Annotated in this window: 8 protein-coding genes; 3 read left to right on the forward strand and 5 right to left on the reverse strand. The window is 32.7% G+C overall.

Annotation, left to right across the window (positions count from 1 at the left end; translation table 11 throughout):
• The first annotated feature begins 41 nt into the window (after nucleotides 1-41).
• Complete coding sequence (gene ygiD / locus AAYQ05_RS20930; RefSeq protein ID WP_281633178.1) at nucleotides 42-872, forward strand: 4,5-DOPA-extradiol-dioxygenase; 831 nt, start codon at nucleotides 42-44, stop codon at nucleotides 870-872.
• A gap of 95 nt (nucleotides 873-967) precedes the next feature.
• Here ygiD and AAYQ05_RS20935 read toward each other — a convergent pair whose 3' ends face one another.
• The gene (locus AAYQ05_RS20935; protein WP_343545212.1) at nucleotides 968-2,299 is read right to left on the reverse strand and encodes an outer membrane protein assembly factor BamB family protein; all 1,332 of its coding nucleotides are present in this window, start codon (nucleotides 2,297-2,299) and stop codon (nucleotides 968-970) included.
• A 425-nt stretch (nucleotides 2,300-2,724) separates the two neighbouring features.
• On the opposite strand from AAYQ05_RS20935, the gene AAYQ05_RS20940 reads away from it, so the two are divergent.
• Complete coding sequence (locus AAYQ05_RS20940) at nucleotides 2,725-3,537, forward strand: class I SAM-dependent methyltransferase (protein ID WP_343545213.1); 813 nt, start codon at nucleotides 2,725-2,727, stop codon at nucleotides 3,535-3,537.
• Between the two features lie 212 nt (nucleotides 3,538-3,749).
• Complete coding sequence (kdsB, locus tag AAYQ05_RS20945) at nucleotides 3,750-4,484, forward strand: 3-deoxy-manno-octulosonate cytidylyltransferase (protein ID WP_343545214.1); 735 nt, start codon at nucleotides 3,750-3,752, stop codon at nucleotides 4,482-4,484.
• 179 nt (nucleotides 4,485-4,663) lie between these two features.
• Here kdsB and AAYQ05_RS20950 read toward each other — a convergent pair whose 3' ends face one another.
• The 4 genes from AAYQ05_RS20950 to AAYQ05_RS20965 all read right to left on the reverse strand — a co-directional run bounded on the left by AAYQ05_RS20950 (nucleotide 4,664) and on the right by AAYQ05_RS20965 (nucleotide 12,390).
• Nucleotides 4,664-7,078 (reverse strand): alpha-ketoacid dehydrogenase subunit alpha/beta, encoded by a 2,415-nt coding sequence (locus tag AAYQ05_RS20950; RefSeq protein ID WP_343545215.1) that lies wholly within the window; start codon nucleotides 7,076-7,078, stop codon nucleotides 4,664-4,666.
• Between the two features lie 190 nt (nucleotides 7,079-7,268).
• Entirely contained in the window at nucleotides 7,269-10,016 is a 2,748-nt protein-coding gene (locus AAYQ05_RS20955) for a gluzincin family metallopeptidase (protein ID WP_343545247.1), read from the reverse strand.
• Between the two features lie 291 nt (nucleotides 10,017-10,307).
• On the reverse strand, nucleotides 10,308-11,036 hold the full coding sequence (locus tag AAYQ05_RS20960) for an LOG family protein (protein ID WP_111425481.1): 729 nt from the start codon (nucleotides 11,034-11,036) through the stop codon (nucleotides 10,308-10,310).
• 445 nt (nucleotides 11,037-11,481) lie between these two features.
• A complete protein-coding gene (locus AAYQ05_RS20965) occupies nucleotides 11,482-12,390 on the reverse strand; it encodes a hypothetical protein (protein ID WP_343545216.1) in 909 nt (302 codons plus the stop codon).
• Nucleotides 12,391-12,467 lie beyond the last annotated feature (77 nt).

A 12,467-nucleotide genomic window follows, 5' to 3' on the forward strand; every position in this document is an offset into this window, starting at 1 on the left:
TGTAATTCGTGAAATTCGTGGCAGAAAAAAAGTTTTAGCAAATGACAACACTAAACGATTTACATTCGATTTCATCTACGTTTTCGAATACCGATAAAATGCCTGTTCTATTTTTAGGACACGGCAGCCCAATGAATGCTATTGAAGAAAATCAGTTTGTAACTGGTTTTCGTAATCTGGCAAAAACATTACCACAGCCTAATGCTATTTTATGCGTTTCTGCACATTGGTTTACAAAAGGGACAAAAGTAACTTCTATGGAAATGCCAAGAACCATTCATGATTTTGGAGGTTTTCCGCAAGCACTTTTTGATGTCCAATATCCAGCAAAAGGAAGTCCAGAATTGGCAGTTGAAACTAAAAAGCTCTTAGATCCTGTTATGGTCGAATTAGACGAACATTGGGGATTGGATCATGGTGCTTGGAGCGTAATTAAACATTTATACCCAAATGCCGATGTTCCTGTAATTCAGCTAAGCATCGATTACACAAAATCGGGGCAATATCATTTTGAATTGGCTCAGAAACTGCAAGCGCTTCGTTACAAAGGCGTTTTAATTATCGGAAGCGGGAATATTGTCCACAATCTAAGAATGGTAGATTTTAGAAATTTTGATAAAGATAATTACGGTTATGATTGGGCTATAGAAGCACGCGAAACGGTAAATAATTATTTATTAGATGGAAATTTCCAGCCTTTAATAGATTTCGAAAAAATGAATAAAGCTATTCAATTGGCTGTTCCAACACCAGAACATTATCTTCCGTTATTATATACTTTAGGTTTGAAAGATAAAACAGATGATTTAAGCCTCTTTAATGATAAATTACTGGCTGGATCTCTGAGTATGACTTCAGTAAAGCTTATGTAGTAAATTTTGTGAATCTTTGCGTAATTCTTTGCGAATCTTTGCGGTATAACTATTACACGGAGACTCACAAAGAATTACGCAGAGATTCGCTAAGATTATTTGTCTTTTTTCAAGTTGTAAGCATAAAGATAACCATCGGCACTTCCATAAAAAATAACATTATTATTGATAAATGGAGAAGAAACAATCGGACCTAATTTGTAAAATTCATTCATAACTTTTTGGTTTTCGGGATAGCTAGATAAATCTGTTTGTTTGGCTACGAAACCAAAATCTAAAAGATTATTGTTTAGAATGCTTCCAGCATATTTAGTTCTATTTTCTGTTGGAATTATATGCGATTCTTTTCCATCAGAAAGCAGATTTAAGTCAAAGAAATTTCCAGAAAAATCACCGAAATAGATTGTGTTTCCAGCAATTGCAGGTGAAGAGTAAACGTAACCATTGCCTTTGAATCGATATTTTTCTTTTCCTGTTTTAGCATCCAATGCCAATAAAGCGTAAGTATCTGAAGTTCCAACATACAGTATATTATCTTTGACAACAGCCGTACTCAAAATCCAAGAATTTTCGGCGTTGTATTTCCAGATTACTTTTCCTGTTTCGGCATCTAATGCAAACAAATAAGGGTCTCTCGCACCAAAGTAAACCATTCCGTTATAAACAGTAGCAGAAGCTTGAATTCCTGTGAAGCCCGTTTTGACTTCGGTAGAAAATTTCCATTTCTCTTTTCCTGTTTTGCAATCCAAAGCATAAAAGACGCCATCCCATCCGCCGAAATAAACTGTGTTTTTTTCTAGAACCGGAGTACTGTGTATAGCGGCTTTTGTTTGAAAGTTCCATTTTAAACTTCCAGTTTTAGCATCAACAGCATATAGATTTCCGTCGCTGCTTCCAAAAATTGCCAATGCAGAATTATGGTCTGTATAAACAACAGGAGTTGAAAGATAGAAATCCCACAAGTCAGCCATAAGAAGATCGCTTGGTTTCATACCCCACATTCCAATTTCACTATACCAATGTTCGCCTTTGGTTTTAAATCGCCATATTTCTTTTCCTGTTTTGGCATTTACAGCATAATAATGGCCATCAAAACTTCCAAAATAAACAATATCATTATAAAGACTTGCAGAACTGTGAACGGCTCCATTGGTTTTAAATTTCCATTTTAGAGTTCCAGATTTTTTATCGACAGCATAAAAATAACCATCTTCACTACCAATATAAACTGTTCCGTTTTGAACGATTGGTGAAGAAAAGATTTTTCCTTCTGTTTTAAATTTCCATTTTAAATTAGTCAATGGTTGGTAACCTTTTCCATCAAAAATTCGATTTGTAAATGCATTGATGATTTCATTTTGAGAAAAAGCATTCGAGGTAAATATTAAAAAGAAATAGAGCAGGAGAGAAGTAAAGTTTCTTTTCATAGTTTTTTATATAAAAATAAAAATATTATAAGAAATTAAATAACAATGCTTTAATGAAAATGTTATAAAAATATTTTAGAAAACTCTTTGTGAATAGTGTCTTTGTTTTTGTGTGAAAATAGAGAAGAACTCGTCAAAGTTTTTCCAATCTTTTTCCATTTATGTGGTATTGGTTTAAAAGTTATAATCTAGACAGTTTGTTTAAAAAATAAATTTTATGAGATAGTAAAATGTTTCATCTAAATTTTGTTTATTTTTGTGTAAGTAATTGTTTGTTAGTTGATTATTTTATTTATGTCTTCTTTTTAAGTAGTTTTTTTAAATGCCTTTTATGATTAACTGGTGATCATTTAAAAAACGATAGAAGGTATTTATAAATTAAGTTAAAGTGCGGCATCAGCACTATAATCACTGATAAAATTAAGATGAATCCAAACAAAGCATTATGGGAAAAAGGCGATTTTACGCGTATTGCAGAATCTATGAGAGAAAGCGGTGCGGAATTGGTTGCCAAAATTGGAATTAAAGAAAATAGCAACGTTTTAGATCTTGGCTGTGGCGATGGTACTACCGCAATACCTTCGGCAAAATTAGGAGCCAATGTTTTAGGTGTTGATATAGCAAGAAATTTAGTTGAAGCGGGTAATCTTCGAGCAAAAAAAGAAGGATTAGATAATGTTGTATTTAAAGAAGGTGATGCAACTGATTTGAATGAATTGAAAAACCAGTCTTACGATGTTACGATGAGTATTTTTGGAGCAATGTTTGCTCCAAAACCTTTTGATGTTGCTAAAGAAATGGTTCGTGTTACACGACCTGGAGGTAAAGTTATTATGGGTAATTGGATACCGGGAGATCCAACGTTGGTTGCACAAATCTTGAAAATTAGCTCAGAATTTACGCCACCGCCTCCTGAGGGTTTTGTAAGTCCAATGCTTTGGGGAATTGAGGATAACGTAGTTGAAAGATTCACAAATGCTGGTGTTCCTAAAGAAAATATTTCTTTTGAGAAAGATACCTTTACATTTAAAGCAGCATTCCCACCTTCGCAGTGGCTAGATCGATTGAAAAATTATTATGGCCCAACCATGAATGCTTTCGAAGCTGCTGAACAAAATGGTAAAACTTCTGATTTGTATGCTAAACTTGACGAATTAGTCAATAGCCAAAACAAAAGTAATGACAAAAATTCTACATTAATTCCCGCAACTTATCTTCGTGTTACAGTTTTGTTATAATTTTTTGTCTTAATAAATAACACAAGAAAGTTCTAATAACAATCAATGTATTGTTTGCTATTAGGCAGAAAATTCGTGAACATGATTTTCATCCCTTACAGAAATAGAAAAACAGAAAATTTAAAAGTAATTTTTGCATATTTGTAAGCACTTAAAAGAAGTGAAAATTAAATTACTAATTTTTGAGTTTTTAAACTCAGTAAAATATAAGAATGAAAATAATAGCAGTAATTCCGGCCAGATATGCTTCAACACGTTTTCCTGCAAAACTAATGCAGGATTTAGGTGGAAAAACAGTAATTTTAAGAACCTACGAAGCAGCAGTTTCTACAAAATTATTCGATGATGTTTTTGTTGTAACTGATTCTGATCTGATTTTTGATGAAATTGTTTCCAATGGAGGAAAAGCCATAATGAGTATCAAAGAACATGAATCTGGAAGCGATCGAATTGCTGAAGCCATTGCCGACCTCGATGTTGATATTGTAGTGAATGTGCAAGGCGATGAACCATTTACAGAAGCTGAGCCTTTAGCTCAAGTATTATCTGTTTTTAAGAATGATTCAGATAGAAAAATTGATTTGACTTCGTTAATGCGTGAAATCACCAATGAGGACGAAATCAATAATCCAAATAATGTAAAAGTGGTGGTAGATCAGTCACAGTTTGCATTATACTTTTCACGTTCTGTAATTCCGTATCCGAGAGAGAAAAATGTTGGAGTAAGATATTTTCAGCATATCGGAATTTATGCTTTTAGAAAACAGGCGTTATTAGACTTTTACAGCCTTCCAATGAAATCTTTAGAAGCTTCTGAGAAACTAGAACAATTACGTTATTTAGAATTCGGAAAACGTATTAAAATGGTAGAAACAACTCATGTGGGAATTGGTATTGATACAGTCGAGGATTTGGAAAGAGCTAGGGCTATGTTGAAGGATATTTAATTAATTTGAATAACATTCCACAATTTTGTCATTTCGACGAAGGAGAAATCTCCGCAAGTAACTCTACAAAGATTGTGTAGAACTTTGTCAAAGTTTTAAACTTTGACAAAGTTGATAAAGTATAAAAAACAAAAACGCTCCAAATTCTTGGAGCGTTTTTTAATATCTAAAATTCTTAATTACTGGTATAAAGCAGGATATTTAGAAGGATTAACTTCGTGCATCATATCGTACACCTTCTCGTAAATATCTTCTGCAGATGGTTTAGAGAAATAATCTCCATCAGTTCCGTATGCAGGTCTGTGTGCTTTAGCAGCTAAAGTTTGCGGTTTGCTGTCTAAATGTTTGTAAGCGTCTTGCTCTTCTAAAATTTGCTGTAAAATGAAAGCTGAAGCTCCTCCAGGAACATCTTCATCAATTACTAAAAGACGGTTTGTTTTTGCAATACTTTTTACAATGTCTTTGCTAATATCAAATGGAAGTAAAGATTGAACATCTATAACTTCACAGTCAATTCCTTTTTCTGCCAATTCATTAGCTGCTTGCATAACCAATCTTAAAGTTGATCCGTAAGAAACTAAAGTAATATCAGAACCTTCTCTTAGAGTTTCTACAACTCCAATTGGTGTTTTGAACTCACCAAAATTCAAAGGTGTTTTTTCTTTTAAACGGTATCCATTCAAACATTCAATAACCAAAGCAGGCTCGTCACATTCTAGCAAAGTATTATAAAAACCAGCGGCTTGTGTCATATCTCTAGGAACCAAAACATGGATTCCGCGAATAGCATTGATAATCATTCCCATTGGAGAACCAGAATGCCAGATTCCTTCCAAACGGTGTCCACGAGTTCTAATAATTAGTGGCGCTTTCTGTTTTCCAACAGTTCTATATTGTAATGTAGCTAAATCGTCACTCATGATTTGAATAGCGTACAATAAATAATCTAAATACTGAATTTCAGCAATCGGACGTAAACCTCTCAAAGCCATTCCTATTCCCTGACCAATAATGGTTGCTTCACGAATTCCGACATCGGCAACACGAAGTTCACCGTATTTTTCCTGCATACCTTCAAGACCTTGATTTACGTCTCCGATGTTTCCAACATCTTCACCGAAAATTAAAGTTTCAGGATATTTTGCAAATAAAGCATCGAAGTTATCGCGCAAAATCATTCTTCCGTCTAAATCTGGTTTTGCGTTTTCAGCATATTTAGGAAGAACTTTTTCTACAGAATATACATTTTGTTCAGACTCAGAATGTAGATTACTGCTGAATTTTTCCTGTGTTTCGGCTAAGAATTTTGTAATCCAGTTAGATAAAAGAACTTTGCTGTTTGGAACTTCAATAAAACGAAGAATCTTTCTTGCATAAACCAATAATTCTTTCTTAAGCGGTGCTTTAATTGCAGCCAATTCAGAAATTAATTTTTTGATTCTTTCTTTATGATTGATGCTTGCCTCGGCAATTTGCTCCAATAAAGCTAAAAGATTTTTTTGTTCATCAATAATTGGATTAATAAAGCTATTCCAAGCTTCTTTTTTAGCTTCTAAAACTTCTTTCTTTAATTCGAAATCAAGTTCTGCTAATTCTTCTGGAGAAGCGATATTAATTGCAATCATCCACAAACGCATTTGGCGAATACAGTCAAAATCTCTTTCCCAAGCTAATCTTTCTGAACTTTTGTAACGTTCGTGAGAACCAGAAGTAGAGTGGCCTTGTGGCTGTGTTAATTCGTTTACGTGAATTAAAACGGGTATGTGTTCTTCGCGTGCAATGGCTCCAGCTCTTTCGTAAGTAGAAACCAGTTCGGCATAATCCCAGCCTTTAACTCTAAAGATTTCATAACCTTTAGAATCTTCATCGCGCTGATATCCTTTTAAAATTTCAGAAATATTCTCTTTCGTAGTCTGATGTTTTGCATGAACAGAAATTCCGTATTCATCATCCCAAACGCTCATTACCATCGGAACTTGTAGAACTCCAGCAGCATTTATGGTTTCAAAAAACAAACCTTCAGAAGTACTTGCGTTTCCTATAGTTCCCCAAGCAACTTCATTACCATTTACAGAAAATTTGTCTTTAATAGTAATTCCGTCTACGTTTCGGTAAATTTTTGAGGCCTGTGCCAATCCCAATAATCTTGGCATCTGACCAGCAGTAGGAGATATATCTGAACTTGAATTTTTTTGTTTAGTTAAGTCTTTCCATGAACCGTCTTCGTTTAAACTGTGCGTTACAAAGTGTCCGCCCATTTGTCTTCCCGCAGACATTGGATCAAAAGCTAAATCAGTATGACCATATAAACCAGCGAAAAATTGCTTAGCATCCAATTCGCCAATAGCCATCATAAAAGTTTGATCGCGATAGTATCCAGAACGGAAGTCTCCATTCTTAAAAGCTTTAGCCATTGCCAACTGTGGCACTTCTTTTCCGTCTCCAAAAATACCAAACTTAGCTTTTCCGGTTAATACTTCTTTTCGACCTAAAAGACTACATTCACGGCTTGTTACCGCAATTCTATAGTCATTCAATACCTCAGTTTTGAAATCTTCAAATGTCAGTGTAGTATTGCTTTTTTCTTTTATCATAATCTTACAGGGTCATGTTGTTTATGTCGCGAAATTACTTAAAAACAATCAATAATCATAATTCTTTGAAATAAATATAATTTAATTATTTGTATTCAAATCTAAAAACTATGTATTTTATTTATGTTATTTTTATGTGAAATTTAATTTTATTGATAATTTCTCAACTTTTTGTTTAATTTTTATTTGATTAAAACCATTTTCTAGTAAAAAGTGTGACTAACGTTTTTGGCGAAAAGGTGATTATAAATCGTATTTTTTCATTGTATTTAGGTTGTGATATTTCCCATCCATTATTTGAATAAACAGGAAAATAGAGTTCAAAGTAATCAGGAACAAGGTTTAAGCGTACTCCAGAATCGTAAGCAAAGAACTCACTCTGATGCTTGTTTTTCAAAAAACCAATGTCACCGTAAAGTTCTACCCAATTCCAGATTGCATAACTCGCATTTAGAGTGGCCATCCATTGATTGGCATACGAAGGTTCTATTTGCGATTTGAAACCTCCTTCGGCAATAACATATTGCTGACTGAAAAATCCTGTGCTTTCTGATCTTCCAAATAAATTATAATCAAATAAATAATCAGTCGGACGGTCTAAACCAAAACTAAAATAATCTGAGTTTGTTGTATTGTACAGGAAACTTCCAGCGTATAATCTTAAATTTAACTTTTTGTTATTTTCAAATAATCTTCTGTATTCGACTTCACCAGAAACTTTTCCGAATCCTCCAGAAAACTGCAGATCAGTCATAAAACTAAAATGATCAATCAATTCTGTTTTTGTATTAGAATATCGAGCATTAAATACCGAATAATTAGGTTCTGAATTATCTGTTATATAACTGCTAGCTTCACGATTTACGATGATCTCACGAAACATGATCGCTTGTTTTCTATTGTCTCTGAAATCTTTTTCGCGAATACGAAACACTACCATCGGATTTAATCTCAAATATGTAGCATCTGGAGCATAATGGTAATAATTTTGACTGATAGAATATCGAACATTAAATAAAGTGCTGTTGCGATAGTATTGGTTCCAAGAGAAAGCTGATGAGCCAGAAATGGTTCCTGCCTTTATTGAATAAGCGGGATTAATATCAAAATTAAAAGGTTTGTCTAGAATGGTTTTATTATGAAAACGAATTCCAGGTGTAAAGCCATCATAATAATTATAATTTAATGTTGGAATGTATAAAATTTGATTGTAATCTGGGTCTTCTAAATCTTTAGCAAAATTAAATTTTACTGGACGATTTAGTGAAACATTTTTTAGAGATCTCCAGTTGTTTCGTTGGTTATATTCTGGAACTTCGTTATTGTAATTGATAACGATTTTGTCCGCATTTTTTCGGCTGAACTCATAAACAGAATCTTTTTTAACAGGCTCAATCCATTCTTTAAATACGACTTCTTTCTTTTTAATTCCGTAAATCGGAATAGGAGCGTAAATTCCAGTTTTATTTTTTACCGAAAATGTAATGCTGTCTGCTGTTTTCGAAACATTAGTAAATTTATAATCGATTATATCTCTAGAGTCGATAATAGTTTTAAAGAACCAATCGATATTTTTTGGACTTTTTTGAGTTAAGATTTTTTCAAAATCATATCTATTGGATTGTCCAATCTGGTTAAGATTATAGAACTCCTTTACACTTTTAGGAACAATATCGTGATTAAGATAATCGTCTAAATAACTCAAACTTAAACCCGCACGATATTTACTAGCAATTTGTTCATTAAACTTTATCAGCGTGTTTTTAGGATCTCCGAGAGGCTGATCCAGATTTTTACGCGCCATTAGCATGTAATAATAACTGTATTGCTCATTAAAAGTCAGATTGGTAATGTTATAGCTTTTAAAGAGTTTCATGTCTGAAAGTTTTCCCAGCATTTTTTCATCCTGATGATGTTCTTCCATATACTTCATCATGGTGTAAATCTGGATTCCATCATAAATCCAATTGTCTTTTCTTGGATCTAAGCGCAAACTGTTTTTGAGATAATTGTTTAAAAAAGTCTTTAAAAATTGAATCTCAAAAATAAAATCATCTTCAAACGGACTGATAAACGATGGCAGCTGATTTAAGCCATAAAATGGATTTCTATCATAATCTATCTGCGAAACTGTGATTTTTTCATGCGGATATTTACCTATAAATTTCTCAGCATAAGAAACTACGCGATTAATAATAATCGCCTTCTGATACTCGTCTATTTTTTTGTTTTTTAAATTCGTTAGAACCACCAAAGAACCATTGTCGTATGCTCTAAAACTATTTTGCTTTTCAATATAAAGACTAAAATCGGCTCTATTTTGCCCCGAATAAGAATAAATACTGTAATTCTGATTGGTAGTATCTTTTGAAACCGAATTTAAATCGGTAGCAATAGAATATTGATTTGGGATTTTGATTTCAACATCATAATCACTCACTGCATTTGCAATATCATCCAAATTGAAATTATTGTACTTTACAAAAAGACCATTTTCAAAACGGGCAGGACTTAAAAACCAGTTTTTTAATGCCATTCCGCCATTTTGATCAAAACCAAAATGAGTGAATTTGTCATTCGGTATTTTTACAATGTAATTAAGATGTAAATCGATTTTTTCGTTTGGAAGAAGTTTACGATTCAGTCGGACAGTAATATAATCAGGATTCTCCGCACTTCTTTCCCATTCTAAAGCCGAAAAATTAGTATCAGTTAGATTTATAATTGTAGTTTTTCCTCGGTCTGCAGCTTTTGCTAAATGAAAACCTCTGTAAAATTCGTCAGAAAAACGCTTAGCCAATGGCGTGTTTTTGTCTGCATAAGCATTATTCCAATCATTAAGCACAATCGAAACCAAAGTGTCGTTTGTATTATTATGATAGGTAATATCCTGTTTTATGTTCAGTGTTTTAAGCTCAAGATTTACCGCCACTTCCATCTTAGATTGATGTTGTGCAGTTAGTTTTATCGAAAATGATAAAACCAAAACGAGGCAAATAATTTTATAAAGTGCTTTCAAATATTGGCTTAAAAATTATCAGACATACTTATGTTACGGATGTATTGAAGTTACGGATTTTTGTAAAAATAGTATAAAAAAAGCTGTTTAAAAAAACAGCTTTCGATTTTTGTGTATTTGCAGTATATTTTAACCCTATAAGTGATATAAGTTCATTTAAAAAGATTGCTTTAAGCGCTGTGCTTATATCACTAATTGTGGTTGGAAAAATTAGAAATTCGGACTTAAATCGTACTTTTTGTAGAATTTATCTAATGCCTCAACAACTTCGTCTTCAGTATCTACAATTTTAAATAAATTCAAATCTTCAGGGCTTACTGTATGCATTTTTTCTACCAAAACAGTCTTAACCCATTCAATCAAGCCAGACCAGAATTCTACTCCAACCAAGATGATTGGGAACTTTCCAATTTTCTTAGTCTGAATCAAAGTGATAGCTTCAAACATTTCGTCTAAAGTTCCAAAACCTCCTGGCATAACTACAAAACCTTGCGAATATTTTACGAACATTACTTTTCTCACAAAGAAATAGTCGAAATTCAGGTTTTTATCATGATCAATATACGGATTAAAATGCTGTTCAAACGGTAGTTCGATATTTAAGCCAACCGAAGTTCCTCCGCCCAAATGCGCTCCTTTATTTCCAGCTTCCATAATTCCGGGACCACCTCCTGTAATCACACCGTAACCTGCTTTACTGATTTTGTAGGCAATTTTTTCTGCCAATTGATAGTACTTGTCTTCTGGTTTTGTTCTCGCAGATCCAAAAATAGAAACACAAGGACCAATACGTCCCATTGCTTCATAACCATTTACAAACTCAGACATAATTTTAAAAATTGCCCAGCTGTCATTGGTTTTAATTTCATTCCACGTTCTTTGTTTCAAACGATCCTGAATTACTTTATCTTCATCATTATCAAAATCTTCTAATCTCATTTTAGGTATTTTAATTTATTATTATGTTTTTATGTAAACGGAAGAAGGAGCTTCCCGATAGCTATCGGGACTGCCTGTCCACTATATTCCCGATAAACAAAAACTACGGCTAAAAAGCCTTGTTTTTCTAAATCGGGAGATGCCGCTCCCGTCAGGGCTAGGGCAGTTGGTTTCAAATAAACATTCGGTTTAATCGAAACATGTTTTCTTTAAAAAGCGTGAATTTTTCAAAAAAAGCGGACACTAAATTAACGCTTTTTTCTAGAATTGTTATAAAAAACAGGAATTATAATCCAAAAGTAATGTTGCGATAATGATGAATATGGCGTTTTCGTTTCATTATCAATGAATTAAATTTGAATCAAAATTAATTATAATTTCAAATATGATCTTTCGTAATTTCAATAAATGATTGGATTGTTGACCTTTTATATCAAAAAAATTACTATTTCAAATTTTCTATTATAATAGTACGGAACGTATCACAATAGGTATTTTTAGGAACATTATTTCTTTTGCCGGGTTCTATTGTTTCATTAAAGGATAATATAACACGATCAATTTCGTCTTTAATCACTTTGTTTGGTGCAATAGAATTTACGTTTATAATTTTTCCTTCGCTATTAATTGTAAAACGTGGTCTGAATATGATTTCACCTCTTGATTCTTGATCATTAAGGGTTTTTAATGAAATGTTTTTTACAATGTAATCGTATAATCTGTCATAAAGACATTTATTTAATTGCCAGTATAACGAAGCGTCTTCACATCCTTTCAGTATTGGAGGTACATCAACTACAGCAAATTGACTAGCTTTTATAACAACTTCATTATCTTCTTTAGTAAATAGCTGCACGCTGATTTTTCCTAATTTATCACTCTCTTTTATTCCCAGTTTTTCTAATGGAAATTTTTTGAAAACTTCGATAATGTTTTTTTCTAATTCTTTGTCTTTGGTATTGATACGGCAGTTTGTTGCTTTACCTGTTTTGCTTAATTCAAAAGTTAATCGAACGCTAAGAGTTGTTTTATTCTTTGAAATTTCTTTATAAAAAGCAGACCATTTAATTGCCGAAAAATCTATTTTTTTTAGAAGTCTTTTTTCCAAATAGATCTTGAAATGATTTGCTAAATCACTATTTTCACTTGGTTGAGCCAAAGCCAGAAAGGTATCAATTTCGTTTTTATAATTGTCTTCGAGTTCTTGCTGGCTGTAATAGGGGTTTTCGGATTGATCTTCCTTTATTTTTTTAATTCGTTCTTGAACAACTTTATTGAGGCTGTCTTTTTGAGACTGAGAATAAGAGTTAAGTGAGAATATCGATATTATAATAAATAATACGGTGGTTTTCATATTTCGCTTTTTTAAAGCTAAAATATAAAATAATTATTGTTAAATTATTGAAATATTTAAATCTTTGTCAAAGTTTT

The organism is Flavobacterium movens (genome assembly GCF_039581425.1).
GTDB classification, from domain to species: Bacteria; Bacteroidota; Bacteroidia; order Flavobacteriales; family Flavobacteriaceae; genus Flavobacterium; species Flavobacterium luteolum.

Bases quoted from the DNA above. Each gene is read 5' to 3' on its own strand.
- ygiD (WP_281633178.1), top strand. From the start codon at position 42: ATGACAACACTAAACGATTTACATTCGATTTCATCTACGTTTTCGAAT.
- AAYQ05_RS20935 (WP_343545212.1), bottom strand. From the start codon at position 2,299: ATGAAAAGAAACTTTACTTCTCTCCTGCTCTATTTCTTTTTAATATTT.
- AAYQ05_RS20940 (WP_343545213.1), top strand. From the start codon at position 2,725: ATGAATCCAAACAAAGCATTATGGGAAAAAGGCGATTTTACGCGTATT.
- kdsB (WP_343545214.1), top strand. From the start codon at position 3,750: ATGAAAATAATAGCAGTAATTCCGGCCAGATATGCTTCAACACGTTTT.
- AAYQ05_RS20950 (WP_343545215.1), bottom strand. From the start codon at position 7,078: ATGATAAAAGAAAAAAGCAATACTACACTGACATTTGAAGATTTCAAA.
- AAYQ05_RS20955 (WP_343545247.1), bottom strand. From the start codon at position 10,016: ATGGAAGTGGCGGTAAATCTTGAGCTTAAAACACTGAACATAAAACAG.
- AAYQ05_RS20960 (WP_111425481.1), bottom strand. From the start codon at position 11,036: ATGAGATTAGAAGATTTTGATAATGATGAAGATAAAGTAATTCAGGAT.
- AAYQ05_RS20965 (WP_343545216.1), bottom strand. From the start codon at position 12,390: ATGAAAACCACCGTATTATTTATTATAATATCGATATTCTCACTTAAC.